Origin of the sequence: Pseudomonas sp. CCNWLW23, from assembly GCF_037095675.1 — a bacterium.
Classification (GTDB): domain Bacteria; phylum Pseudomonadota; class Gammaproteobacteria; order Pseudomonadales; family Pseudomonadaceae; genus Aquipseudomonas; species Aquipseudomonas atacamensis.
This window is the reverse complement of the sequence record NZ_JBAWKM010000003.1, coordinates 24,327-50,556: the sequence shown is the minus strand read 5'-3', so window position 1 is coordinate 50,556 and position 26,230 is coordinate 24,327. Positions and strand designations below refer to the sequence as shown.

At 59.9% G+C, this 26,230-nt stretch carries 24 protein-coding genes; 14 read left to right on the top strand and 10 right to left on the bottom strand.

Annotated elements, in window-relative coordinates; all coding sequences use genetic code 11:
• Positions 1-350: 350 nt before the first annotated feature.
• Complete coding sequence (gene gltA, locus V8J63_RS05600; protein WP_003222994.1) at positions 351-1,640, top strand: citrate synthase; 1,290 nt, start codon at positions 351-353, stop codon at positions 1,638-1,640.
• Between the two features lie 945 nt (positions 1,641-2,585).
• On the opposite strand, the gene V8J63_RS05595 is transcribed toward gltA, so the two are convergent.
• The 3 genes from V8J63_RS05595 to V8J63_RS05585 all read right to left on the bottom strand — a co-directional run bounded on the left by V8J63_RS05595 (position 2,586) and on the right by V8J63_RS05585 (position 5,645).
• Entirely contained in the window at positions 2,586-4,244 is a 1,659-nt protein-coding gene (locus V8J63_RS05595) for a cation acetate symporter (protein ID WP_336463731.1), read from the bottom strand.
• Positions 4,241-4,552, bottom strand: coding sequence for a DUF485 domain-containing protein (locus V8J63_RS05590; protein ID WP_016771016.1), 312 nt, complete (start codon positions 4,550-4,552; stop codon positions 4,241-4,243). The genes V8J63_RS05595 and V8J63_RS05590 overlap by 4 nt, the downstream gene beginning before the upstream one ends.
• Before the next feature lie 241 nt (positions 4,553-4,793).
• Positions 4,794-5,645, bottom strand: coding sequence for a glycine betaine ABC transporter substrate-binding protein (locus V8J63_RS05585; protein ID WP_041479599.1), 852 nt, complete (start codon positions 5,643-5,645; stop codon positions 4,794-4,796).
• 297 nt (positions 5,646-5,942) lie between these two features.
• Here V8J63_RS05585 and V8J63_RS05580 point away from each other — a divergent pair, with 297 nt between their 5' ends.
• Complete coding sequence (locus V8J63_RS05580) at positions 5,943-7,538, top strand: glycoside hydrolase family 17 protein (RefSeq protein ID WP_336463730.1); 1,596 nt, start codon at positions 5,943-5,945, stop codon at positions 7,536-7,538.
• 120 nt (positions 7,539-7,658) lie between these two features.
• On the opposite strand, the gene V8J63_RS05575 is transcribed toward V8J63_RS05580, so the two are convergent.
• A complete protein-coding gene (locus V8J63_RS05575) occupies positions 7,659-8,027 on the bottom strand; it encodes a hypothetical protein (protein ID WP_336463729.1) in 369 nt (122 codons plus the stop codon).
• Between the two features lie 224 nt (positions 8,028-8,251).
• Here V8J63_RS05575 and V8J63_RS05570 point away from each other — a divergent pair, with 224 nt between their 5' ends.
• Positions 8,252-9,550: a serine protein kinase PrkA gene (locus V8J63_RS05570; RefSeq protein WP_024012145.1), complete on the top strand. Its 1,299-nt coding sequence runs from the start codon at positions 8,252-8,254 to the stop codon at positions 9,548-9,550.
• Positions 9,543-10,331 carry an MlaA family lipoprotein gene (locus tag V8J63_RS05565; RefSeq protein ID WP_024012144.1) on the top strand — a complete coding sequence of 263 codons (789 nt, stop codon included), beginning with the start codon at positions 9,543-9,545 and terminating at the stop codon, positions 10,329-10,331. The genes V8J63_RS05570 and V8J63_RS05565 overlap by 8 nt, the downstream gene beginning before the upstream one ends.
• Before the next feature lie 127 nt (positions 10,332-10,458).
• On the opposite strand, the gene V8J63_RS05560 is transcribed toward V8J63_RS05565, so the two are convergent.
• Positions 10,459-11,373: a DUF808 domain-containing protein gene (locus V8J63_RS05560; RefSeq protein ID WP_123442825.1), complete on the bottom strand. Its 915-nt coding sequence runs from the start codon at positions 11,371-11,373 to the stop codon at positions 10,459-10,461.
• 135 nt (positions 11,374-11,508) lie between these two features.
• Between V8J63_RS05560 and V8J63_RS05555 the strand changes: the two genes are divergently transcribed.
• Positions 11,509-12,117, top strand: a complete 609-nt coding sequence (locus tag V8J63_RS05555; RefSeq protein WP_041479604.1) for a TetR/AcrR family transcriptional regulator — start codon at positions 11,509-11,511, stop codon at positions 12,115-12,117.
• Positions 12,118-12,219: 102 nt separating this feature from the next.
• Here V8J63_RS05555 and V8J63_RS05550 read toward each other — a convergent pair whose 3' ends face one another.
• Together V8J63_RS05550 and V8J63_RS05545 are read right to left on the bottom strand one after the other, a co-directional pair.
• Positions 12,220-12,678: an REP-associated tyrosine transposase gene (locus V8J63_RS05550; protein ID WP_073472715.1), complete on the bottom strand. Its 459-nt coding sequence runs from the start codon at positions 12,676-12,678 to the stop codon at positions 12,220-12,222.
• A gap of 212 nt (positions 12,679-12,890) precedes the next feature.
• Positions 12,891-13,331: a GlcG/HbpS family heme-binding protein gene (locus tag V8J63_RS05545; RefSeq protein ID WP_041479606.1), complete on the bottom strand. Its 441-nt coding sequence runs from the start codon at positions 13,329-13,331 to the stop codon at positions 12,891-12,893.
• A gap of 268 nt (positions 13,332-13,599) precedes the next feature.
• Here V8J63_RS05545 and gcl point away from each other — a divergent pair, with 268 nt between their 5' ends.
• The 9 genes from gcl (at position 13,600) to V8J63_RS05500 (ending at position 24,861) form a co-directional block, all read left to right on the top strand.
• Positions 13,600-15,375, top strand: coding sequence for a glyoxylate carboligase (gene gcl / locus V8J63_RS05540; RefSeq protein WP_016771026.1), 1,776 nt, complete (start codon positions 13,600-13,602; stop codon positions 15,373-15,375).
• Positions 15,376-15,584: 209 nt separating this feature from the next.
• Positions 15,585-16,367 (top strand): hydroxypyruvate isomerase, encoded by a 783-nt coding sequence (gene hyi, locus V8J63_RS05535; RefSeq protein WP_122691603.1) that lies wholly within the window; start codon positions 15,585-15,587, stop codon positions 16,365-16,367.
• Between the two features lie 162 nt (positions 16,368-16,529).
• Positions 16,530-17,423: a 2-hydroxy-3-oxopropionate reductase gene (locus V8J63_RS05530; RefSeq protein WP_056783869.1), complete on the top strand. Its 894-nt coding sequence runs from the start codon at positions 16,530-16,532 to the stop codon at positions 17,421-17,423.
• Between the two features lie 154 nt (positions 17,424-17,577).
• Positions 17,578-18,852: a glycerate kinase type-2 family protein gene (locus tag V8J63_RS05525; protein WP_336463728.1), complete on the top strand. Its 1,275-nt coding sequence runs from the start codon at positions 17,578-17,580 to the stop codon at positions 18,850-18,852.
• Positions 18,849-20,264: a pyruvate kinase gene (pyk, locus tag V8J63_RS05520; RefSeq protein WP_073472724.1), complete on the top strand. Its 1,416-nt coding sequence runs from the start codon at positions 18,849-18,851 to the stop codon at positions 20,262-20,264. Before V8J63_RS05525 ends, pyk begins: the two co-directional genes overlap by 4 nt.
• A gap of 145 nt (positions 20,265-20,409) precedes the next feature.
• The gene (locus V8J63_RS05515) at positions 20,410-21,324 is read left to right on the top strand and encodes an urea transporter (protein WP_125927010.1); all 915 of its coding nucleotides are present in this window, start codon (positions 20,410-20,412) and stop codon (positions 21,322-21,324) included.
• A 21-nt stretch (positions 21,325-21,345) separates the two neighbouring features.
• Positions 21,346-22,170 (top strand): ion transporter, encoded by an 825-nt coding sequence (locus V8J63_RS05510; RefSeq protein WP_122611606.1) that lies wholly within the window; start codon positions 21,346-21,348, stop codon positions 22,168-22,170.
• A gap of 103 nt (positions 22,171-22,273) precedes the next feature.
• Positions 22,274-23,272, top strand: a complete 999-nt coding sequence (locus V8J63_RS05505) for a sulfate ABC transporter substrate-binding protein (protein WP_130887159.1) — start codon at positions 22,274-22,276, stop codon at positions 23,270-23,272.
• Positions 23,273-23,676: 404 nt separating this feature from the next.
• Complete coding sequence (locus V8J63_RS05500) at positions 23,677-24,861, top strand: MFS transporter (RefSeq protein WP_130887160.1); 1,185 nt, start codon at positions 23,677-23,679, stop codon at positions 24,859-24,861.
• Positions 24,862-25,042: 181 nt separating this feature from the next.
• Here the strand turns inward: V8J63_RS05500 and V8J63_RS05495 are convergent, their stop codons facing one another.
• From V8J63_RS05495 to V8J63_RS05485, 3 genes are all read right to left on the bottom strand, one after another.
• A complete protein-coding gene (locus V8J63_RS05495; RefSeq protein WP_016771035.1) occupies positions 25,043-25,447 on the bottom strand; it encodes a type II toxin-antitoxin system HicB family antitoxin in 405 nt (134 codons plus the stop codon).
• Positions 25,447-25,659 (bottom strand): type II toxin-antitoxin system HicA family toxin, encoded by a 213-nt coding sequence (locus V8J63_RS05490; RefSeq protein WP_130887162.1) that lies wholly within the window; start codon positions 25,657-25,659, stop codon positions 25,447-25,449. Before V8J63_RS05490 ends, V8J63_RS05495 begins: the two co-directional genes overlap by 1 nt.
• 146 nt (positions 25,660-25,805) lie before the next feature.
• Positions 25,806-26,210 carry a hypothetical protein gene (locus V8J63_RS05485; protein ID WP_016771039.1) on the bottom strand — a complete coding sequence of 135 codons (405 nt, stop codon included), beginning with the start codon at positions 26,208-26,210 and terminating at the stop codon, positions 25,806-25,808.
• Between the last annotated feature and the right edge of the window lie 20 nt (positions 26,211-26,230).

Genomic DNA, 26,230 nt, shown 5'->3' with positions numbered 1-26,230 from the left:
CACTGAAGAGCCCCTAACAATCAGGGCAAAGTTGTTGGGGAGTGCACTGGTCAGGTAACCACCACCCAGGGATGCGACCCCCAATGAAAGCAAGCCCAAAAGCCCTTGGCGGTCGGTGGCCGAGTATAGACAGTTAGGCTACTAATGACAACGCGTTCACCTACCCCCAATAGCGGATTGCACAAGTTGCATAAAAGGCGTAAATGGCAGGCAATTTCGAGGAAAAAGTCGGCTTAAAGCCTTCTGGAGCAAGACTTTAGGCAAATTGACATTCGAATTTATCTCACTATAGTGGTGCGGGCCCTGCGTGGGGGGTCTGTCTGATGGTTCAAGCATAAATAGGAGGCCACATGGCTGACAAAAAAGCGCAGTTGATCATCGAGGGCGCAGCCCCCGTCGAGCTGCCCATTTTAACCGGCACCGTTGGTCCCGATGTAATCGATGTTCGGGGCCTGACGGCCACGGGCCGCTTCACTTTCGACCCGGGTTTCATGTCGACCGCTTCGTGCGAATCGAAAATCACCTATATCGACGGCGACAACGGCATTTTGTTGCACCGCGGCTACCCGATCGAACAGCTGGCTGAAAAGTCGGACTACCTGGAAACCTGCTACCTGCTGCTCAACGGCGAATTGCCGACCGCAGAACAGAAGGCCCAGTTCGTCAGCACCGTGAAAAACCACACCATGGTTCACGAGCAGCTGAAAACCTTCTTCAACGGTTTCCGTCGCGACGCCCACCCGATGGCCGTCATGTGCGGTGTAGTCGGCGCCCTCTCGGCCTTCTACCACGACTCCCTGGACATCAATAACCCGCAGCATCGCGAAATTTCCGCGATCCGTCTGGTTGCGAAGATGCCGACCCTGGCAGCGATGGTTTACAAGTACTCCATGGGCCAACCCATGATGTACCCGCGCAACGACCTGACGTACGCGGAAAACTTCCTGCACATGATGTTCAACACCCCGTGCGAGATCAAACCGATCAGCCCGGTACTCGCCAAGGCCATGGACCGGATCTTCATCCTCCACGCCGACCACGAGCAGAACGCTTCGACCTCCACCGTGCGTCTGGCCGGTTCTTCGGGTGCCAACCCGTTCGCCTGTATCGCCGCCGGTATCGCCGCACTGTGGGGCCCTGCCCACGGCGGTGCGAACGAAGCCGTGCTGACCATGCTCGACGAGATTGGCGATGTGTCGAACATCGACAAGTTCATCGCCAAGGCCAAGGACAAGAACGATCCGTTCAAGTTGATGGGCTTCGGTCACCGCGTCTACAAGAACCGCGACCCTCGCGCGACTGTCATGAAGCAGACCTGCGACGAAGTGCTGAAGGAACTGGGCATCAACAACGATCCGCAACTCGAACTGGCCATGCGCCTGGAAGAGATCGCCCTGACCGACCCGTACTTCATCGAACGCTCGCTGTACCCGAACGTCGACTTCTACTCGGGGATCATCCTCAAGGCGATCGGCATTCCAACCAGCATGTTCACGGTGATTTTCGCCTTGGCACGTACCGTGGGCTGGATTTCGCACTGGAAAGAAATGCTCTCGAGCCCGTACAAGATTGGCCGCCCGCGCCAGCTGTACACCGGTTACGAGTCGCGTGACATCACCAAGCTGGAAGATCGCAAATAAGGGTTTTTCTTTTTTTGTGATGGTTTAGTGGTGTGTCAGGAACGGCCTCTTATATAGAGGCCGTTTTTGTTTGTGGTCTCAGCGGCCTTCGGGCCGACTGGTTCTTGGATTCTGGGGGCATATCCGTTGCTGCGGGTGCTGCCGCTGGCGGTTTCGCTCTTACAGCGAGTCACCTTTTCCAAACGCCGGAGCGCCGGCCCAGCGAAAACGTAACCCAAAAGGCTTTTCCCCGGCGTACGGCCCGCTCGCTGGGGCTCGGGGTTCCTTCGTTACGGGACCGATCCGGGCGCAGCTGCCGAAGGGCCAAAAGATCAAAAGCGAAAGCCAAAGCCAGATCAAGAGCCCCTCACCCTAGCCCTCTCCCAGAGGGAGAGGGGACTGACCGAGGTGTTTGGGCGAAACACGCCGACTTGCGATACCGAGTCGAATGCAGGTTTTGAACACCACACAAATCGGCTCCCTCTCCCTCGGGAGAGGGCTGGGGTGAGGGGCGAATCCACCGAAAATCTCAAGCCATGCGACGCTTCTAACCACTCAACAATGAGCGCAAGCTCGAGTGCTCTTGATCTTGAGCCACCGGCGACGTCGGAAGGCTGAGTGGAGGGATTGATTCGGGGGTGGGAGCGTAGCGACCGTCTGGCGCAGCCAGACACAGCGGAAGGAGGTGCAGCGAAGCAAACCGTAGCCGCTGCGCCCGGATCGATTCCGCAGCGAAGGAACCCGAGCCTGCGAGGGCCGAACGTAGGAGCAAGCGTTTTTTTGCTTACTTTTTTTAGGCGTTTGTAAAAAAAGTAAGTCGCCGTAAGGGCGAAACCGCCAGCCGCATCACCTCAAAAAACGGATATACACCCAAAACCAACCGATAACCGCCCACAAAAAAACGCCCCAATCTCTCAATCAGGGCGTTTTCTTGAAGCTTGCAGCTTGCAGCTTACATCTGATCTCTTAGTGCGAAACCGCCCCACTCGCCCCCAACCCGGTCTGCGAACGCACAAACTGCGGGAAGAACAGCGCCCGCTCATTGTCCGCAGCCGCCGACTTGTCGGTAATCGAGAAGAACCAGATCCCGATGAACGCAATCATCATCGAGAACAGCGCCGGATATTCGTAAGGGAAGATCGCCTTCTCGTGATGCAGAATCTGCACCCAGATGGTCGGGCCAAGGATCATCAGACCAACAGCACTCACCAGACCCAGCCAGCCGCCGATCATCGCGCCGCGAGTGGTCAGCTTCTTCCAGTACATCGAAAGCAGCAGCACAGGGAAGTTGCAGCTCGCCGCGATGGAGAACGCCAGGCCGACCATGAACGCGATGTTCTGGCTTTCAAACAGAATGCCCAGACCAATCGCCAGCACCGCCAGGGCGATAGTGGTGATCTTCGATACGCGAATCTCATCCTTCTCGTTGGCTTTGCCCTTCTTGATCACACTGGCGTACAGGTCGTGAGAAACCGCCGAAGCACCCGCCAGGGTCAGACCGGCTACCACAGCCAGAATGGTTGCGAACGCCACTGCCGAGATGAAGCCTAGGAAGATGCTGCCGCCCACCGCGTTGGCCAGGTGCACCGCCGCCATGTTGTTGCCGCCGAGCAAGGCGCCCGCTGCATCTTTGAAGGCCGGGTTGGTGCTGACCAGCAGGATCGCGCCGAAGCCGATGATGAAGGTCAGGATGTAGAAGTAGCCAATGAAGCCGGTAGCGTACAGCACGCTCTTGCGCGCTTCTTTTGCGTCACTCACGGTGAAGAAGCGCATCAGAATGTGCGGCAGGCCAGCGGTACCGAACATCAGTGCCAGACCCAGCGAGAACGCCGAGATCGGATCCTTGACCAGCCCGCCCGGGCTCATGATCGCTTCGCCCTTGGCGTGAACCTTGATCGCTTCGGAGAACAGCGTGTTGAAGTCGAAGCCCACGTGCTTCATTACCATCAGTGCCATGAACGAGGCACCGGACAGCAGCAACACTGCCTTGATGATCTGCACCCAAGTGGTCGCGAGCATGCCGCCGAACAGCACGTACATGCACATCAGCACGCCGACCAGAATCACCGCAACGTGGTAATCGAGGCCGAACAGCAGCTGGATCAGCTTGCCGGCACCGACCATCTGCGCGATCAGGTAGAACGCCACCACCACCAGCGAACCGCAGGCGGACAGGGTGCGAATCTGGGTTTGCCCGAGGCGGTAGGACGCCACGTCGGCAAAGGTGTATTTACCCAGGTTGCGCAGGCGTTCGGCGATCAGGAACAGAATGATCGGCCAGCCCACGAGGAAGCCGATCGAGTAGATCAGGCCGTCGTAGCCGGAGGTGAACACCAGCGCGGAAATACCCAGGAAGGACGCCGCCGACATGTAGTCGCCGGCGATCGCCAGGCCGTTCTGGAAACCGGTGATCTTGCCGCCCGCCGCGTAGTAGTCGGCGGCCGAATTGTTTTTCTTCGAAGCCCAGTAGGTGACGTACAACGTCGCGCCGACGAAGGCCACGAACATCAGGATCGCCGGGATGTTCAGCGGCTGCTTGGCCACCTCCCCCGTCAACGCGTCAGCCGCCCAGACACTCGGCGCGAAAGCCGCAACACTCAATAGAGCCAGTAGACGCCGGATCATTGCTGAGCCTCCTTGAGAATCGCATTGTTCAGGTCGTCGAACTCGCCATTGGCGCGGCGCACGTAGATGCCGGTCAGGACGAAGGCTGAAATGATCAGGCCGACACCGATCGGGATGCCCCAAGTGATCGAGGATTCAGGACTGAGTTTCGCCCCGAGCACGTGCGGCCCGTATGCGATCAGCAGGATGAATGCGGAGTACAGCCCGAGCATGATTGCCGAGAGAATCCAGGCGAATCGTTCCCTTTTCTGAACCAGCTCCTTGAATCGGGGACTGTTTTGAATCGAGAGGTAAATGCTGTCGTTCATTGTTTTTATCCTCGCAGCACAAATTATTGTTGGAACGTAGCTAATGTATGCGGCTGCGAGAGAGGATCCAGACGACCTTAGTAGTAGATGGCCATGATGTTCTGGCCATTTTCAAGCACACACAAAAACAACTGTGGGAGCGAGCCTGCTCGCGAAGGCGTCGTATCAGTCGATATCGCATCAACTGACAGATTGCATTCGCGAGCAGGCTCGCTCCCACAGGGGTGTGGCGGTGTTTAAATTATTTGGTCCAGTCAGCTACACGATCCGGGTGTTTGGCCACCCAGTCCTTGGCCGCAGCATCAGGCTTGGCGCCGTCCTGAATTGCCAGCATGACCTCGCCGATTTCGTCTTTCGACGCCCACTGGAAGTTTTTCAGGAACTTGGCCACTTCCGGCGCCTTGGCGTCCAGGCCTTTGCTGCCGATGCTGTTCACGGTTTCAGCCTGGCCATACACGCCTTTCGGGTCGTCGAGGAAGCGCAGTTTCCACTTGGCGAACATCCAGTGCGGCACCCAACCGGTGACGGCGATGGATTCGTTCTTCTTCTCGGCGCGGGTCAGCTCGGCAATCATGCCGGCGCCGGAACTGGCCTTGAGGCTGTACTTGTCCAGACCGTAATCCTTGATCGCCTGATCGGTCTTGAGCATTACGCCTGAACCGGCGTCGATGCCGACAATACGGTTTTTGAAGGTGTCGTCGGTTTTCAGGTCTTCGATCGATTTGGCTTTGACGTACTCCGGCACGATCAAGCCGATCTTCGCGTCCTTGAAGTTCGGGCCGTAATCGACGACCTGATCCTTGTTTTTCGTCCAGTAGTCACCGTGGGTCACGGGCAGCCAGGCCGAGAGCATGGCATCGAGTTTGCCGGTGGCCACGCCCTGCCACATGATCCCGGTGGCGACGGCCTGCAGCTTCACGTCATAACCGAGTTTCTGTTTGATCACTTCGGCCGCCACGTGAGTGGTCGCGACGCTGTCGGACCAGCCGTCAACGTAACCGATGTTCAGGGTCTGTTTTTCAGCGTTGGCGAAAGTGGAACTCATCGCAAGCGCCAGAGCGGCACCTGCGCCTAAAAGTCGTCGCATCTTCATCGTTTACTTCCCCGAAATGCTGCGCCCGACGGATGCCGGGCATCGTCAACGTATTGTTATGGTGCTCAGCGCCCCCATCACGCCGGACCTCACACACCGAACATCAGCCGATTTTTCAGAAAGGGTACTGATGGTTTGATCATCAACCTCAAGCGGCCGGCGACCTGCTCTGTCAGCGACCTCGAGGCAGCGAGAAACGACATCAGAAAGCCATTAATCAAACGCGATTAATTGACGCCAGACAATCCGCCCGAACTTTGCATGTACAACGCCTGCGAGCCACCTGCCCTTGTATAAATGCAGGTAACATGCGTCGCTTTGCAGCCACTCGGCCTGACCATGTCCGCGACGTCCCGATTTCCTTTTCTGCCTTATCTGTTCGCCTGCCTGCTCGGGCTCCTGGCCCTTGGCGGTTTCTGGTATGGCCTCGGCCAACCGGTGATCCTGCCGGACGCCGCGACGCCGACGCACAAGTTGCAATGCGCCTCCTACACACCGTTCGACAAAGACCAATCGCCGTTCGACGTGCCGTTCAAATTGCGCCCCGAGCGCATGGACGCCGACCTCGCGCTGCTGGCGACGCGCTTCGAATGCATCCGCACCTACTCGATGACCGGCCTCGACGCCCTGCCCGATCTGGCGCGCAAGCACGGTCTGAAGTTGATGATCGGCGCCTGGGTCAACAGCAACCCGGTCGACACCGAGCAGGAAGTCGAGCTGCTGATCAAATCGGCCAATGCCAACCCCGACGTGGTCACAGCCGTAATCGTCGGCAACGAGGCACTGCTGCGCAAAGAGGTCACCGGCGCGCAACTGGCCCGGCTGATCAACAAGGTCAAAAGCCAGGTCAAGCAACCGGTGACCTACGCCGACGTCTGGGAATTCTGGCTCAAGCATCCGGAAATCGCCCCGGCCGTGGACTTTCTGACCATTCACCTGCTGCCGTACTGGGAAGACGATCCGTCGAACATCGACGTGGCGCTGCAGCATGTGGCGGATGTGCGTCAGGTGTTCGGCAACAAGTTCGCGCCCAAAGACGTGATGATTGGCGAAACCGGCTGGCCGAGCGAAGGCCGTCAGCGTGAAACAGCCGTACCGAGCCGGGTCAACGAGGCAAAATTCATTCGTGGCTTTGTGGCGATGGCCGAGCAGGAAGGCTGGCGTTACAACCTGATCGAAGCCTTCGACCAACCGTGGAAGCGCGGCAGTGAAGGCGCGGTCGGCGGCTATTGGGGGCTGTTCGATGCCGATCGGCAGGACAAGGGCGTACTCGCTGGGCCGGTGAGCAACGTGCCGTACTGGAAAGAATGGCTGGCGGTCGGTGCCTTGATTTTCCTCGGCACGCTGATCCTTGGTGGACGCGTGCGCAGCACACGTTCGGCGCTTTTGCTGCCACTGCTGGGCGCGGTCGCAGCGTGCTCGATTGGCGCCTGGGGCGATCTGGCTCGATTGACCACGCGATTTGCCGGTGAATGGCTGTGGGTCGGCTTGCTGACCGGGTTGAATCTGTTGGTCCTCGCGCATGCCGCGCTGACGCTAAGCGCGCGTAGCGGTTGGCGCGCGCGAGCCTTCGATTTCCTCGAACGGCGCGCCGGCTGGCTGGTCGTGGCGGCCGGTTTTGCCGCGGCGGTGATGATGCTGGAGATGGTCTTCGATCCGCGTTATCGCAGTTTCGCCAGCATGGCGTTCGTCCTGCCGGCGCTGGTCTACCTGTGCCGCCCGGTGAGCGTGCCGCGTCGGGAGATTGCTCTGCTGACCTTTATCATCGGCGCCGGGATTGCACCGCAGTTGTATCAGGAAGGGATGCTGAATCAGCAGGCGTGGGGTTGGGCGCTGGTGAGTGGCTTGATGGTGGTGGCGTTGTGGCGCTGCCTGCGGGTTCGCAAGGCCTGATTTCAGCGCCTTCGAAATCGCCATCGCTGGCAAGCCAGCTCCCACAGGATTTCTGCTGCACACAAATGCTGTGTTCACCTCAATTCCTGTGGGAGCGGGCTTGCCCGCGATGACTGACTGTCAGGCGCTGCGGGACTCGCGGACCAGGCGCAACCCGGCAATCACCACCGCAAACACCGCTAATGTAGTGTTGTACAACGCCAGCGCCGGCAGGCCGAACACCAGCGCCAGCACCGCCAGCCACCACCCTGCCCGTCCCTGCACGACAAATGCCAATACCGCGGTGGCCACCGCCGCCCAGCCCAACACCTTGAAATGAATCATCAGCCCCAGATTCGCACGCACCAGGCATTGCCAACGACTGGCCTCGTCGACGCAGATGCCTACCCACTGCCCGTCTTCCATGAAGCCATAGCGCGCGGCATAACTGGCGGCCAGCCACAGCGGCAACAAAACAAGCAGCACAATCACGGGCAAGCGGCGGGACATGGGGCACTCCAATCTGCGGAAATCGGCGGCCAGCTTAATCTGCCGACCGGCATTCGCAAGCACTAACAACTGTTAACTGTTCAGCAAGCCCTCGCAACGTGTATCGTCCAGCTACTATTACCCCGAATTCCGCCTGTTTGGTGCCGCAGCATGGCACTTTGGCGCACGGCCGGTGGTCATAGCCTGCGAACTTCAATCGGCACCTTCCTCTAAGGGATCTAGTCATGCTCCGTTCCTTGCGCTTCGCCGCGCTGTTCAGCGGCCTTATCTTGAGTGCGTCCGCGCTGGCGGTGGATATCGACGCCGCCAGCTATGGCTACCCGCTGACCAACCCGTTCGAGGCGACGATCGCCACGACACCACCGGATTTGCGTCCGGAGTTGCCGCTGGACGACGACATCAATCAAACGGACCGCAGCCTCACCCTGCGCCCGGAGCGTGAATTCCAGCTGCCGGACAATTTCTGGGCAGTCAAAAAACTCACCTACCGCATCGCCACGCAGGACAAACCGGCGCCGCTGATCTTCCTGATCGCCGGCACCGGCGCGCGCTTTGACAGCACGCTCAACGAATACCTGAAAAAGCTGTATTACAAGGCCGGCTACCATGTCGTGCAGTTGTCGTCGCCGACCAGCTTCGACTTCATTAGCGCCGCCTCGCGTTTCGCCACCCCAGGCGTGACCAAGGAAGATGCCGAAGACATGTATCGGGTGATGCAGGCCGTGCGGGCGCAGAACCCGAAACTGCCGGTCACCGAGTACTATCTCACCGGTTACAGCCTCGGCGCCCTCGATGCGGCGTTCGTCGCGCATCTGGACGAGACACGCCGCAGCTTCAATTTCAAGAAAGTCCTGTTGCTGAACCCGCCGGTCAATCTCTATACCTCGGTGACCAACCTCGACAAGCTGGTACAGACCGAGGTGAAAGGCATCAACAACAGCACCACCTTCTATGAGCTGGTACTGACCAAGCTGACCCGCTACTTCCAGCAGAAAGGCTACATCGACCTCAACGATGCGCTGCTGTATGACTTCCAGCAGTCCAAGCAGCACCTGACCAACGAACAGATGGCCATGCTGATTGGCACGTCGTTCCGCTTCTCGGCAGCCGACATTGCCTACACCTCGGACCTGGTCAACCGTCGCGGTCTGATTACCCCGCCGAAATTCCCGATCACCGAAGGCACCAGCCTCACGCCGTTCCTCAAGCGTGCGCTGCAATGCGATTTCGACTGCTACATCACCGAGCAGGTCATTCCGATGTGGCGCGCGCGCACTGACGGCGGCAGCCTGCTGCAACTGATCGATCAGGTCAGCCTGTATGCGCTCAAGGATTACCTGCACGACAGCCCGAAAATCGCCGTCATGCACAACGCCGACGACGTCATCCTCGGCCCTGGCGACCTGGGCTTCCTGCGTAAAACCTTCGGTGATCGCCTGACCGTTTATCCACTGGGCGGCCACTGCGGCAACCTTAACTATCGCGTCAACAGCGACGCCATGCTGGAGTTCTTCCGTGGCTAAATATCTCCTGCTGATTGCAGCGTTCCTCTGTGCAGGCGTGGCCCAGGCCGACAACAGTAAAGCCGATGCCCCGGTAGTGGTCGACAGCGACGGCTTCAAGGAACCGCTGACCAAACTCAAGTTCAACCCGGGCCTGGACCAGCGCGAGTTCGAACGTTCGACGCTCAACGCGCTGAACGTCTATGACCCGCTGGAATCGTGGAACCGCCGGGTCTACCACTTCAACTATCGCTTCGACCAGTGGGTGTTCCTGCCGGTGGTCGACGGTTACCGCTACATCACGCCAAGCTTCGTGCGTACCGGGGTGAGCAACTTCTTCAACAACATTGGCGACGTGCCGAATCTGGTCAACAGCCTGCTGCAGTTCAAGGGCCAGCGCTCGATGGAAACCACCGCGCGCCTGCTGCTCAACACCACCATCGGCATCGCCGGCCTGTGGGACCCGGCCACCGCCATGGGCCTGCCACGCCAGAACGAAGACTTCGGTCAGACTCTGGGCTTCTACGGCGTACCGGGCGGCGCCTACTTCGTACTGCCGATCTTCGGTCCGTCGAACATCCGCGACACCGCAGGTCTGGCCGTGGATTACACCGCCGACACTGCGATCAACTTCCTCAACGTCGCCGAAGTCAGCTCCAACCACCCGGAAGTCTGGGCTTTGCGTGCGATCGACAAGCGCTACCAGACCAGCTTCCGCTATGGTCAGATGAACTCGCCGTTCGAGTACGAGAAAGTGCGGTACGTGTATACCGAAGCGCGCAAGTTGCAGATCGCCGAGTAAATCGGCTGCCGGAAAACACTGTGGGAGCGAGCCTGCTCGCGAACGCGGAGTACCAGTCTCTATCAATATTGACTGGGCTACCGCATTCGCGAGCAGGCTCGCTCCCACATTTGTTATGTGTTGCTGATTAACCCTTCAGCGCTTTCCAGAGCTTGCCTACGACCGAAACCACCGCCAACACCACCGCGCCAGCAATAATCCCCGCAACACCATTGAGCAGCATCGGCACGGCGAACCCGGCGCTCCCTGCCGCTGCGCCAACACCTTCGATCCAGTGATGCAGCACCGGCACGCCATGAGTCAGGATGCCACCGCCGACCAGGAACATCGCCGCCGTGCCGACCACCGACAGGGTTTTCATCATGTACGGCGCGGCGCTGAGAATGCCGCCGCCGATCTTTTTCGCCATCTGCCCGGGCTTCTGTGTCAGCCACAGCCCCAGATCGTCGAGCTTGACGATGCCCGCCACCAAACCATAAACGCCCACGGTCATGACGATGGCGATGCCGGACATGACCACCACTTGCTGCGTCAGCGAGGCATCTGCCACGGTGCCGAGAGTGATGGCGATGATTTCTGCCGAAAGAATGAAGTCAGTGCGGATTGCGCCTTTGATCTTGTCCTTCTCGAACGCCACCAGATCGGTCGCCGGATCGGCCACTGCTTCGGTCAACTGCGTGTGCTCTGCCTCGTCTTCCTCTTTGCTGTGCAGAAATTTGTGCGCGAGCTTCTCGAAACCCTCGAAGCACAGGTACGCGCCGCCGACCATCAACAGTGGTGTCACCAGCCACGGTACGAAAGCGCTGATCGCCAATGCCGACGGCACGAGGATCAGCTTGTTGACGAACGAGCCCTTGGCCACCGCCCAGACCACGGGAATTTCCCGCTCGGCGCGCACGCCCGAGACCTGCTGGGCGTTGAGCGCCAGATCATCACCGAGCACCCCGGCGGTCTTCTTCGCGGCCATCTTGGTCATCAATGCAACGTCATCCAGAACGGTGGCGATGTCATCGATCAGCACCAGCAAACTGCTTCCTGCCATGAATCCTGTTTCCTTCTGTGTATGAATGTTGCCAAGCATAACGCGACCGCCGGCCACAGGCTGCATTGTTGAGCGCCGCTCAAGGCCGGTGCTACCATGCGCCACCGCCAGAACAGGCAAGGAACCACCGGGTTTATGAGCACAATCCGCGAGCGTAACAAAGAACTGATCCTGCGCGCCGCCAGCGAAGAGTTTGCCGACAAGGGCTTCGCGGCGACCAAAACCAGCGACATCGCCGCCAAGGCGGGATTGCCCAAGCCCAACGTCTACTACTACTTCAAATCCAAGGAAAACCTCTACCGCGAGGTGCTGGAAAGCATCATCGAGCCGATTCTGCAGGCCTCGACCCCGTTCAACCCGGACGGCGTGCCGAGCGAGGTGCTGAGCGGCTACATCCGCTCGAAGATCCGCATCTCCCGCGACCTGCCCTACGCCTCCAAAGTGTTCGCCAGCGAAATCATGCACGGCGCCCCGCACCTGAGCGCCGACCTGGTCGAGCAGCTAAATGCCCAGGCCAAGCACAACATCGCCTGCATCCAGAGCTGGATCGACCGCGGCCAGATCGCCCCGATCGACCCCAACCACCTGATGTTCAGCATCTGGGCCGCGACCCAGACCTACGCCGACTTCGACTGGCAGATTTCCGCGGTGACCGGGAAGGACAAGCTTGATGAAGCCGATTATGAAGCGGCGGCGCAGACGATTATCCGGTTGGTGTTGAAGGGGTGTGAGCCGGATCGGTGAGATCGGGGGAACCGCTTCGCGAGCAGGCTCGCTCCCACATTTGGAATGCATTCTCCTGTGGGAGCGAGCCTGCTCGCGAATAGCCGCACCGCAGACCTCAACTCATAACCAGATCGAATCCCACAACGGATAGTCGCCAAGGCTTTTGACCAGTCCTGCCCGCAATGGGTTGGCAATGACATACCGCGCCATCTTCACCAGATTCTCCTCTTTACGCAGTGCGCGGTCATGGAAGCCAGGTTGCCAAAGGCTGGTCTTTCGGCCGGTCGAAAGCTTTACCGCTTTGGTGCTGAGGGATTTGGTTCGCTGCATCAATTCGCCGAGCGAGCCACTCTTCAATTCAATCAGCCAGTGAAAATGATCTGGCATTACGACCCAAGCCAGAGAATTGGCCAATCCCGTTTCCTCAGCTGCCCGGAATTGGCTTACAAGCATTCTGCCAAGGAAGAAATCGCTGAATACGGGTTCTCTCCCGGCGGTATTGGCGGTCAGAAGGTAAATGCGGTTGTGTTCTGAATAACGTCCGATGCGCAAGCGATGTGAAGCAGATAAACCCGGCATTCCGTTGCCTTTTCATATGTTGATCATGAAAAGGCTAGCCGTGGAGATGGCGAAGAGAGCGTCAGACTTTTAGCAAGATGTGTAGCGCAGATCGTATTCGCGAGCAGGCTCGCTCCCACAGGGGCTTTCGAACACTCGAACATTTTGTGTCCAACCCAAACTCAATGTGGGAGCGAGCCTGCTCGCGAAAGCGGTTATTCAGACACTGACATTCAACCAACCACCCCACCATCCGCCCTCAAATCCAGCGCTTCCACCGCTCTGATCGCCACCTGCTCATCCACATCCGACAAATCCCCACTGATCCCGATCGCGCCCAGCACTTCACCCGCCTGATTTCGAATCAACACGCCACCCGGTGCCGGCACAACGCTGCCCTGCCCCATGCTGTTCAACGAAGAAAAAAACGCCGGGCGTTGTTGGGCGTCCTGGGCGAGCAGGCGTGAACCTTTACCCAGAGCGATGGCGCCCCAGGCTTTGCCGATGGCGATGTCGGGGCGCAGCAGGCTGGCGCCGTCTTCGCGTTGCAGGGCGATCAGGTGGCCGCCGTTATCGAGTACCGCGATGGTCAGCGGTGCGGCGTTGATGCCGCGTCCTGCGTTGATGGCTTCGCTGACCAGGTTGACTGCGACTTTCAAGGTTAAAGCGCTCATGGTGCCGTCCTCATTTTGTTATAGGGAAAGTCGTGGGACTGCGCGTTTGTGCCGCAGTCCGGTGACACAAATAGAACACAATGAGTTATATTTTTGTATACAATAATTCTCGAAAAGCGCCACATGCGACGAAAAGCCACAGCACAGCGGGCTTCCGACGAATGAAACAGGCGCTTGAGAAAATGGATTGACCTGCGCCGTCCGCCGTGAATACACTCTGCGCAAAGCCACTTGTATACAATTACAAAACGTAAAGAGGCACAAAACCATGAGCAAAATGAGAGCAATCGAAGCCGCCGTTCTGGTGATGCGCCGCGAAGGGGTTGATACCGCTTTTGGCATCCCGGGCGCAGCGATCAACCCGCTGTACTCCGCCTTGCAGAAGGTCGGTGGCATCGATCACGTCCTTGCTCGCCACGTTGAAGGCGCCTCGCACATGGCCGAGGGCTACACCCGCACCAAGGCGGGCAACATCGGCGTGTGCATCGGCACGTCCGGCCCGGCCGGTACCGACATGGTCACCGGGCTCTACAGCGCCTCGGCCGACTCGATTCCAATCCTCTGCATCACCGGGCAAGCACCCCGCGCCCGTATGCATAAAGAAGACTTCCAGGCAGTCGACATCACCAGCATCGTCAAGCCAGTCACCAAGTGGGCGACCACCGTTCTGGAGCCGGGCCAGGTGCCTTACGCGTTCCAGAAAGCTTTCTATGAAATGCGCTCCGGCCGTCCAGGCCCTGTACTGATCGACCTGCCGTTCGACGTGCAGATGGCCGAAATCGAATTCGACATCGACGCTTACCAACCGCTGCCATTGGCCAAGCCGACTGCGACCCGCGTTCAGGTTGAAAAAGCTTTGGCTTTGCTGGATCAAGCTGAGCGCCCACTGCTGGTGGCCGGCGGCGGCATCATCAACGCCGACGCCAGCGACCTGCTGGTCGAGTTCGCCGAGCTGACAGGTATTCCGGTCATCCCGACCCTGATGGGCTGGGGCACCATCCCTGACGACCACCCGCTGATGGTCGGCATGGTCGGTCTGCAGACTTCGCACCGTTACGGCAACGCGACGATGCTCAAATCCGACGTGGTGCTGGGCATTGGTAACCGTTGGGCCAACCGCCACACCGGTTCGGTTGACGTGTACACCGAAGGTCGCAAGTTCATTCACGTCGACATCGAAGGCACGCAGATCGGCCGTGTGTTCACCCCGGATCTGGGCATCGTTTCCGACGCCGCGGCAGCGCTGACCGTGTTCATCGAAGTCGCCCGTGAATGGCAAGCCGCCGGCAAGCTGAAGAACCGCAGCGCCTGGCTGCAGGATTGCCAGCAGCGCAAGGCCAGCCTGCATCGCAAGACCCACTTCGACAACGTGCCGGTCAAGCCGCAGCGCGTTTACGAAGAAATGAACCAGGTGTTCGGCAAGGACACCTGCTACGTCAGCACTATTGGTCTGTCGCAGATTGCCGGCGCGCAGTTCCTGCACGTCTACAAGCCGCGTCACTGGATCAACTGCGGCCAGGCCGGCCCGTTGGGCTGGACCATTCCGGCGGCGCTGGGCGTGGTGAAGGCCGATCCGAACCGCAAAGTCGTGGCCCTGTCGGGGGACTATGATTTCCAGTTCATGATCGAAGAACTGGCGGTCGGCGCTCAGTTCAAACTGCCGTACATCCACGTAGTGGTGAACAACTCGTACCTGGGCCTGATCCGTCAGGCCCAGCGCGGGTTCGAAATGGACTACTGCGTGCAGCTGTCCTTCGATAACCTGAATGCGCCGGAACTCAACGGTTACGGGGTTGACCACATCGCAGTCGCCGAGGGCCTCGGCTGCAAGGCGCTGCGCGTGTTCGAACCGTCGGAAATCGCCCCTGCCCTGCGCAAGGCCGAACAGATGATCGAAGAATTCAAAGTGCCGGTGATCGTCGAGATCATTCTGGAGCGTGTGACCAACATCTCCATGGGTACCGAGATCAACGCGGTCAACGAGTTCGAAGACCTGGCACTGGTCGGCAACGATGCGCCGACGGCGATTTCGATGTTGGATTAACTGCTGACTGCTCTCCCTGTGGGAGCGAGCCTGTGTGGTGAGGGGATTTATCCCCGTTAGGGCGCGAAGCGGCCTCAAAACCTGAAACCGCGGCGTATCAGGTACACCGCATACAATGGTTTACGACTGCTTCGCAGCCGAACGGGGATAAATCCCCTCGCCACAGCTCGCTCCCACAGGGGACCTCACAAGATTTACGGGAGACCACCATGCCGCGTTTCGCAGCCAACCTGTCCATGCTGTTCACCGAACAGGATTTCCTTGCCCGTTTCGACGCCGCCGCCAAGGCCGGTTTCAGTGGCGTGGAATACCTGTTCCCGTACGACTTCAGCTCGGCTGAAATCAAGGCAAAACTCGAGGCCAACGGGCTGACCCAAGTGCTGTTCAACCTGCCGGCCGGTGACTGGGCCAAGGGCGAGCGCGGTATTGCCTGCCTGCCGGATCGGGTCGAAGAGTTCCGCGCCGGGGTCGATCTGGCGATCGCTTACGCACAAGTGCTGGGCAACACCCAGGTCAACTGCCTGGCCGGTATCCGCCCGCAAGGCGTTGACGATGCCACCGTGGAGAAGACCTTCGTTGCCAACCTTAAATATGCCGCCGACAAGCTGCAAGCGGTGGGCATCAAACTGGTGATGGAAGCGATCAACACCCGCGACATTCCCGGTTTCTACCTGAACAACACGGCGCAAGCCCTGTCGATTCGCGAACAGGTCGGCAGCGCCAATCTGTTCCTGCAATACGACATCTATCACATGCAAATCATGGAAGGCGATCTGGCCCGCACCCTGCAATCGCACCTGGGCGAGATCAACCACGTGCAACTCGCGGACAACCCGGGACGCAACGAGCCGGGCACTGGTGAGATCAACTACCGCTTCCTGTTCGAACACCTTGATCGCATCGGCTATCAGGGTTGGGTCGGTTGCGAATACAAACCGCTGACCACCACCGAAGCGGGCCTGGGTTGGTTGAAAACCCATAACGCAATCTAAGAAACACAGCAAATCCCCTGTGGGAGCGAGCCTGCTCGCGAATGCGGTGGTTCAGTCAACACGGATATTGAATGTTCCACCGCATTCGCGAGCAGGCTCGCTCCCACATGAAAAGTAGCTCCCCTATTTGCTTGAGCACGACAAAAACAAGAGGATTTTCTCATGGCTAAAATCGGATTCATCGGCACCGGCATCATGGGCCACCCAATGGCGGCGAACCTGCAGAAAGCCGGTCACAGCCTGTTCCTGTCGCAACACCACGACGCGGCCCCGGCCGATCTGGTCGCCGCTGGCGCCGTCGCCCTGGCCAACCCGCGCGAAGTGGCGCAGGAAGCCGAATTCATCATCGTCATGGTTCCGGATACTCCGCAGGTCGACGACGTGCTGTTCCGCGCCGACGGTGTTGCCGCCGGTATCGGTAAAGGCAAAGTGGTCATCGACATGAGCTCGATTTCGCCGACCGCGACCAAAGCCTTCGCCGCCAAGATCAACGAGAAAGGCGCGCAGTACCTCGACGCGCCAGTGTCCGGCGGTGAAGTCGGCGCCAAGGCCGCAACCCTGAGCATCATGGTCGGTGGCGACGCCGATGCCTTCGAACGCGCCCTGCCGCTGTTCCAGGCCATGGGCAAGAACATCACCCTGGTCGGTGGCAATGGCGACGGCCAGACCGCCAAAGTGGCGAACCAGATCATCGTGGCGCTGAACATTCAGGCTGTCGCTGAAGCCCTGCTGTTCGCCTCGAAAAACGGTGCCGATCCAGCCAAGGTGCGTGAAGCGCTGATGGGCGGTTTCGCTTCTTCGAAGATTCTCGAAGTGCACGGCGAGCGCATGATCAAAGGCACCTTCGACCCGGGCTTCCGCATCAGCCTGCACCAGAAGGACCTGAACCTGGCCCTGCAAGGCGCCAAGGAGCTGAACATCAACCTGCCGAACACCGCCAATGCCCAGCAAGTGTTCAGCACCTGCGCGGCCATCGGCGGCAGCAACTGGGACCACTCGGCGCTGATCAAGGGCCTGGAGCACATGGCCAATTTCTCGATTCGCGACAAAAAATAAAGCCTGCACAAAACCCTGTGGGAGCGAGCCTGCTCGCGAAAGCGGCTTCACATTCAACATCCATGTTGGCTGACATACCGCGTTCGCGAGCAGGCTCGCTCCCACAAGGGTTCCGAGTTGCCCTTTCGAATAACAAGAATTCCGGGAGCCCGCCATGTCGGTCGATCCGCAACAACTGCTGCGCGAGCTGTTTGCCACAGCCATCGACGCGGCTCATCCGAACCAAGTCCTCGAAGCCCATTTGCCTGCCGATCGCAGCGGTCGGGTGATCGTCATCGGCGCCGGCAAAGCCGCTGCCGCCATGGCGCAAGTGGTCGAGCGCTGCTGGGAGGGTGAAGTCACCGGCCTGGTGGTGACCCGCTACGGCCACGGCGCTCCATGCGAAAAAATCGAAGTGGTCGAAGCCGCGCACCCGGTGCCGGACGCCGCCGGTCTGGCCGTGGCCAAACGTGTGCTGGAGCTGGTCAGCAACCTGACTGAAGACGACTGCGTGATCTTCCTGCTTTCCGGCGGCGGCTCTGCCCTGCTCGCCCTGCCGGCCGAAGGCATCACTCTCGCCGACAAACAGGCGATCAACAAAGCCCTGCTCAAATCCGGCGCAACCATCGGCGAGATGAACTGCGTGCGCAAGCACCTCTCGGCGATCAAGGGTGGCCGCCTCGGCAAGGCCTGCTGGCCGGCGACGGTTTACACCTACGCGATTTCCGATGTGCCGGGCGACCTCGCCACCGTCATTGCCTCCGGCCCGACCGTGGCCGACCCGAGCACCTCAGCCGAAGCACTGGCGATTATCAAGCGCTACGGCATCGACATTCCTGCCTCCGTGCGCACCTGGCTGCAAAGTCCGCAATCGGAGACGGTCAAACCCGGCGACCCAAGCCTGGCGCGCAGTCATTTCCAGTTGATCGCCCGCCCGCAGCAATCGCTGGACGCGGCGGCGGTGAAATGCCGTCAGGCCGGTTTCAGCACCTTGATTCTCGGCGACCTCGAAGGCGAGTCCCGTGAAGTGGCGAAAGTCCACGCCGGCATCGCCCGGCAAATCATCAATCACGGCCAGCCACTGGCGGCGCCCTGCGTGATTCTCTCCGGCGGTGAAACCACGGTAACCGTGCGCGGCAATGGCCGTGGCGGGCGTAACGCCGAGTTCCTCCTCAGCCTGACCGACAGCCTCAAGGGCCAGCCCGGCGTCTACGCGCTGGCGGGCGACACCGATGGCATCGACGGCTCGGAAGACAACGCCGGCGCAATCATGACCCCGGACAGCTACGCCCGCGCCGCCGCACTGGGTATGAGCGCCAGCGACGAGCTGGACAACAACAACGGCTACGGCTACTTCCAGGCGCTCGATGCGCTGATCGTCACCGAGCCGACCCGCACCAACGTCAACGACTTCCGCGCCATTCTGATCCTTGAGAACTGCAAATCATGACGCCTGATAAAAAGGTCAAAATCCTCGCCACCCTCGGCCCTGCCGTCGACGGTATCGACGACATCCGCGAGCTGGTCGAGGCCGGGGTCAACATCTTCCGCCTGAACTTCAGCCACGGCGATCACGCCGACCACGCCAAGCGCTATCAGTGGATCCGCGAAGTCGAGCGTCAGCTCAACTACCCGCTGGGCATTCTGATGGATCTGCAGGGGCCGAAACTGCGCGTAGGCAAGTTCGCTGACGGCAAGGTGCAGTTGCATCGCGGTCAGGCGTTCCGCCTCGATCTCGATACGACAGCGGGCGATGAGCGCCGGGTCAACCTGCCGCATCCGGAGATCATTGCCGCGCTGGAAGCCGGCATGGACCTGCTGCTCGACGACGGCAAGCTGCGTCTGCGCGTGGTCACCAAGTACGCCGATGCGATCGACACCACCGTGCTCAACGGCGGCGAACTGTCTGATCGCAAAGGTGTGAACGTGCCGCAAGCGGTGCTGGACCTGAGCCCGCTGACCGCCAAGGATCGCCGCGATCTGAGCTTCGGCCTGGAATTGGGTGTGGACTGGGTCGCGCTGTCGTTCGTACAGCGCCCGCAGGACATTGTCGAAGCCCGCGCGTTGATCGGCGACAAGGCATTCCTGATGGCGAAAATCGAAAAGCCCTCGGCGGTCGAGCAATTGCGTGAGATTGCTGAGTTGAGCGACGCAATCATGGTCGCTCGCGGTGACCTTGGTGTTGAAGTGCCGGCGGAAAGCGTGCCGCAGATTCAGAAAAACATCATCACCACCTGCCGCGCGCTGGGCAAACCGGTGGTGGTGGCGACGCAGATGCTCGAGTCAATGCGCTTCTCCCCTGCCCCAACCCGTGCCGAGGTGACTGACGTCGCCAACGCCGTGGCCGAAGGCGCCGATGCGGTGATGCTCTCGGCGGAAACCGCATCCGGCGAATACCCGCTGGAGGCCGTGCAGATGATGAGCAAGATCATCCGTCAGGTTGAAAACGGCCCGGATTATCAAACCCAGCTCGACGTCAGCCGTCCGAAAGCCGAGGCGACGGTTTCCGATGCGATCAGCTGCGCGATCCGCCGGATCAGCAACGTACTGCCGGTGGCGGTGCTGGTCAATTACAGCGAGTCCGGCGCCTCGACGTTGCGCGCATCGCGGGAGCGGCCGAAAGCACCGATCCTCAATCTGACGCCGAACCTGCAAACCGCGCGGCGCTTGAGCGTGGCGTGGGGCATTCATTCGGTGGTCAACGATCGCCTGCGTCAGGTCGACGAAGTCTGCTCGACCGCACTGGAGATTGCTCAGGCGCAAGGCATGGCCGAGCGTGGCGACACGCTGCTGATTACCGCTGGCGTGCCGTTCGGGCAGCCGGGGTCGACCAATTCGCTGCGCATTGAGACGTTGATTTAGCGCCTGTACCGGCCTCTTCGCGAGCAGGCTCGCTCCCACAGTTGATTTGTGTGCACCACAAACTCAATGACTGGACGCAGATCCATGTGGGAGCGAGCTTGCTCGCGAAGCAGGCGCCTCGGTTTCCCTGACTTTCAGAACTGCCATGCCTGCCAATCACTTCAACACCCACTGCCCCGACTGGGCCGAGGCTTTGCTCAACGGTTTCAGTCAAATTTTCTTTCAGCGTCATCCGCTGTGCGGCCTGCTGTGTCTGTTGGCGATTCTGCTGACCGCGCCGGTGCTGTTCGCCGGGGCGCTGCTCGGTGGCGTTGCCGGTCTGCTCACCGCGCAGCGGCGCAACTACGCCAAGGCCGATCGCCAGGCTGGTCTGTTCAGCTACAACGGCGTGCTGCTCGGTCTGCTGCTGAGCCTGTATTTCCCTTGGTCGCCACTGCTGCCGCCGTTGATTCTTGCGGCGGGCGGCTTGAGTGCGATGCTCACTCAGCAGTGGCTCAAACACGTGTACCGCAGTCGCGCCATACCGGCGTATACCTCGCCGTTCGTGGCGCTCAGCTGGGTGCTGCTGGTGTTCGCCGAGCCGTCCGCGCCGATGGCATTGGTCGACCTGAGCACGACAAATCTGCTGGCCGCTGAACTGCGCGGATTCGGCCAGGTGATGTTCCTCGACCATCCATTGGCCGGGGCGTTGATCGCCAGCGGTTTGCTGCTCGCCGATCGCCGTGCGTTCTGCTGGGCGCTGCTGGCGTCGGCGATCGGCCTCGGTTCCAGCCTGCTGCACCACGAAACGTCCGCCGCACTGCTCGGGCTCGGTGGCTACAACGCCGTACTCGCCGCCCTCGCCTTCAGCTCGCAACGGCAACATCCGTGGCTGCCGCTGCTCGCAATTGTTCTGGCACTGCTGGTGACGCCGCTGTTTGCTGCCCTTGGATTGGCGACGCTAACCGCGCCGTTCATCCTCGCCTGCTGGTTGATCCGGGCTGGCATTCAAATGCTTGGCAAAGCGTCGCTTGCGCATGAGTCTTGCGCTCACGAGGAGAATCACCCTAGGCTGCGCTGATCTTCGATTCAGGCGTTATCCATGGACAGCAGCAACAATTGGCGCGAACGGCTTTACGTCATGATTTTCCAGAGCGACACCCCGGCCGGGCGTCGCTTCGACGGCATCCTGCTGGTGATCATCCTCGCCAGCCTGGTGATCGTGATGCTCGACAGTATCGACAGCATTCACCGTAATTACGCCGACGTTCTAGCCTATATCGAGTGGGGCTTCACGGCGATTTTCCTCGGCGAGTACATCCTGCGTCTGTACTGCTCACCCAAGCCGCTGCGCTATGCCTTCAGCTTTTATGGCCTGGTGGATCTGCTGGCGATCGTGCCGGGCATTCTCGCGCTTTATTACAGCGATGCGCAGTATCTGCTGATCATCCGCATCATTCGGATGCTGCGGATTTTCCGCGTGCTCAAGCTCAGCCCGTATCTCAAGCAAGCCAACTATCTGATGTCGGCGCTGCGCGGCAGCAAGCAGAAAATCGTCGTGTTTCTGGTCAGCGTATGCACGCTGGTAACGGTGTTTGGCACGCTGATGTACGTGATCGAAGGCCCGGAACATGGCTTCACCAGCATTCCCAAAGGCATCTATTGGGCGATCGTGACTTTGACCACTGTGGGTTTCGGCGACATCGTGCCGAAGACGCCGCTGGGCCAGGTGATCTCCTCGCTGGTGATGATCACAGGTTATTCGATCATCGCTGTGCCCACAGGAATCTTCACCGCTGAGCTGGCCAATGCCATGCGCGGCGAGCAGCTGCAACATGACTGCCCGGGCTGCCAGAAAAAGAACCATGAACAGAGCGCAGCGTTCTGTTCGCGCTGCGGCAGTCAGCTGTTCAAGAAAGTGGAATAAGCACAGAGCTTTTTAATCTTTAAGCGACTATGCGAGGCCCGCTATAGTCGCTGGCAAATCGCCTCATTTTTGACACGACACCCCACAGAACAAGGAATGCGCAGTGAAAAAACTCTTTGGCGCCTCACTTCTCGCCGCCGGCCTGGCCTTGGCCAACATCGCCCAGGCAGCACCGACGCTGCTCAACGTTTCCTACGACGTGATGCGCGATTTCTACAAGGACTACAACACTGCGTTCCAGAAGCACTGGCAAGCCGAGCACAACGAAAACATCACCGTGCAGATGTCCTTCGGCGGCTCGAGCAAGCAGGCGCGTTCGGTGATCGACGGCCTGCCGGCTGACGTCATCACCATGAACATGGCCACCGACATCAATGCCCTCGCCGACAACGGCAAACTGGTCCCGGACAACTGGGTCACGCGCCTGCCGAACAACAGCGCGCCGTTTACCTCGGCCACGGTGTTCATCGTCCGCAAGGGCAACCCGAAGGCCCTGAAAGACTGGCCGGATCTGCTCAAGGACGGCGTACAGGTGATCGTGCCAAACCCGAAAACTTCCGGTAATGGCCGCTACACCTACCTGTCGGCCTGGGGCTATGTGCTGAAAAACGGTGGTGACGAGAACAAGGCCAAGGACTTCGTTGGCAAGCTGTTCAAGCAGGCGCCGGTGCTCGATACCGGTGGCCGCGCCGCCACCACCACGTTCATGACCAACCAGATCGGCGACGTGCTGGTGACCTTTGAAAACGAAGCGGAAATGATCGCTCGCGAGTTCGGTCGCGATCAGTTCGAAGTTATCTACCCAAGCGTCTCCGCAGAAGCCGAGCCACCGGTTTCGGTGGTCGACAAAGTGGTCGACAAGAAGGGCTCGCGCGCTGCGGCTGATGAGTACCTGAAGTACCTGTGGTCGCCGGAAGGTCAGGAAATTGCTGCGGCCAACTACCTGCGCCCACGGGATCCGGCGGTGCTGGCGAAGTACACCGATCGCTTCCCGAGAGTGGATTTCCTTTCGGTGGAGAAAACGTTTGGTGACTGGCGCACGGTGCAGAAGACGCACTTCAATGATGGTGGGGTATTTGATCAGATTTACACGGGCCAATAAGGCTTGCTCTGAAAAACAAGAGGCGACCCACTGAGGTCGCCTTTTTGTTGAGCCCGGTTACCCTCACCCCAGCCCTCTCCCAGAGGGAGAGGGGGCCGACCGAGGTGCCTTGCGTCAGACATCGACCTGCGAGACCGAGTCGATTATGGATTCACCGAGTAACGTTCAGATCGGCAGGATCCCAAGCATCCCCCAATCAGTCCCCTCTCCCCCCGGGAGAGGGCTAGGGTGAGGGGCTTTTGGGCGAGAACAGTAATCTTATGACCACCTCCCTCGCGACTATCCTCGATCAACCGATCAGTCATTACACAACGTAATAAGAGTTATCATCCGAAACTGTCTTCTGCCAACCCGCGTTGTCCATTAGCCTTCACCGCTTTCCTGTGCCCGACCCGAGTATTCCTATGCCCACCACTCACGCAATGACCCGAGGCATGGTGCTGCTGTTCGCCTTCTGCTGCGGCGCCATCGTTGCCAACATCTACTATGCACAACCGATCATCGGCCTGATCGCGCCGGACATCGGCCTGTCCGACACGATGGCCAGCTTCATCGTCTCGTTGACGCAGATCGGTTATGCGCTGGGCCTGTTCTTCCTGGTGCCGCTGGCCGATCTGCTGGAAAACCGGCGGTTGATGATCGTCACCACCCTCGTGGCAATCGCCAGCCTGCTGGCGGCGGCGTTTACCGATCAGCCGAATGTGTTCTTGCTGATTTCGTTGCTGGTGGGGTTCAGCTCGGTGTCGGTGCAGATCCTGATTCCGCTGGCCGCGCATCTGGCGCCGGAAGAATCCCGTGGCCGGGTGGTGGGCGGGATCATGGGCGGTTTGCTGCTGGGTATTCTGTTGGCGCGACCGGTGTCGAGCGTGGTCGCCGATCACCTCGGCTGGCGCGCCATGTTCATGATCGCCGCAGCGTTGATGGCGGCTATCAGCGTGGTGCTGGCGCTGACCGTGCCCAAGCGCCAGCCAGATCACAGCGCTACTTATGGCCAGTTGATCGGTTCGCTATGGACACTGCTGCGCCAGCAACCGGTGCTGCGTCAGCGGGCGTTTTACCAGGGTTGCATGTTTGCCACGTTCAGCCTGTTCTGGACCGCCGTGCCGCTGGAACTTGCACGCAACCATGGCCTGTCGCAAAGCGAAATTGCGATCTTCGCTCTGGTGGGCGCGATCGGTGCCATCGCCGCGCCAATCAGCGGCCGCCTCGCTGATGCCGGCCACACACGCATCGCCTCGCTGCTGGCCATGCTCTTCGCCAGCCTGAGCTTCCTGCCCGCCTTCATCCACCCGGCCTATAGCGTCATCGGCCTGGCCGTGACCGGCGTGGTGCTGGACTTCTGCGTGCAGATGAACATGGTCCTCGGCCAACGCGCGGTGTACTCGCTGGACGCGAAAAGTCGTGGCCGTTTGAACGCGCTGTACATGACCAGCATCTTTATCGGCGGCGCCTTCGGCTCCTCGGTGGCCAGCGCGGTGTACGAGCATGGCGGCTGGTTGTGGATCGTGATTGTCGGCAGCGTCTTTCCGCTGTTGGCGTTGGTGCGGTTTCTGAGTGTTTCACGACGCGCTTCATTGGCCACGGCTTAAGGCTTCAAAAGCTTCGCGAGCAAGCTCGCTCCCACAGGTTTTGGGTGACCTTCGAATCACTGCAATACACAAAACCAGTGTGGGAGCGAGCCTGCTCGCGAAGGCGTCAGTTCAGATCATGTTTGCACCGACTGACACAGCGCTTTCGCGAGCAGGCTCGCTCCCACAATTGCGCAGCCCCTCAATACCGAACCAGTTTCTCCATCGCCGCATCCGCTAGAAACGAGGAGCGGCTTTTGACGTTGTGCTCGCGTACATAGCGATCAATACGCTGAATCACATAGCCGGGCAGCGTAACGTTGACCTTTTCGGTCTTGCCCAGGTACGGCGAGATATCCAGTTCCAGCATGCCCCAGCCCATCTCGGCAAAATCCGGATGATTGCGATGCGCCGCTGCCGAGGTCGGCATCGGAATCGCCTGACCGGCCGCCGCGATCTCCTGCAGCATGAGGTGAGCCACTTCCACGGCCGCGTTGTAGGCCTCCTCAAAGCTGTCCCCGGCCGTGACTGCGCCGGGAATATCGGGGATCTGAATACCGATGGCAGTGTTCTCGTCACCCCACTCGATGCAGATGGGATATTGCATTACGGATCTCCTTCATGACGGGTTGGCGGGCTGAATAACCCCGCGCGCCGCCGAATGCTTTTGACTGTCCCCAGCGGTAAATCCTTTTTCGGATGCGGGACGGCAATCGTGTTCGGGTTGTAACGATGAGTGAAGATGTGATGACTGCCCGCAACCCGATCCAGCGTCCAGTCCGCCTCCTCCAGCTCCTTCATCAATAGCCTGCTCTGCACCAACCGCCTCCTTGGCCTGGCCCATCAAAAGTAACTCTAGAGTTATCTTTACTCAAGCACAGAATGGGACGGGGTGATGGTTGGTAGTTTTACAAGGTGTGATTCAAACGGTAAAAAAAACGGCGATCCCAGGATCGCCGTTTCTCTTACTGCCCGAACTTCTTGCCCAACCCCGGCGGGACGCCGTGGATGTTGGTGTCTTCCCACGGGCCGTTGGGGCTGACCGAGCGGCTCCAGCCGTTGTTCCAGCGGTAGTAGGTGCGCTGGCGGTAGAAGGTGTTGGTCTGGTCGTCGAGCACGTAGACGCCGAGCTTCTGGTCCCAGTGGCTGTTACCGCCCGGTGGCGGGGCGAAGCTGGCCGAGGTGCGGGGCACGGGCTTGGCGGGTTTGGCCGGGATGCTCTTGCCGGGGCTTGGCGAGGTCGACGGGGTCGGGCTTGGCTGAGACGGCGGGATCGGCGGCAGGCTGGTGGTCGGTTCCGGGCGTTGTACCGCACATGCACTCAAGCCCAGGGCCAGTGTGAGGACTGTGATGCGGGCGATGGTGTGCATGGCGGTGCTTTCCTGTTGGA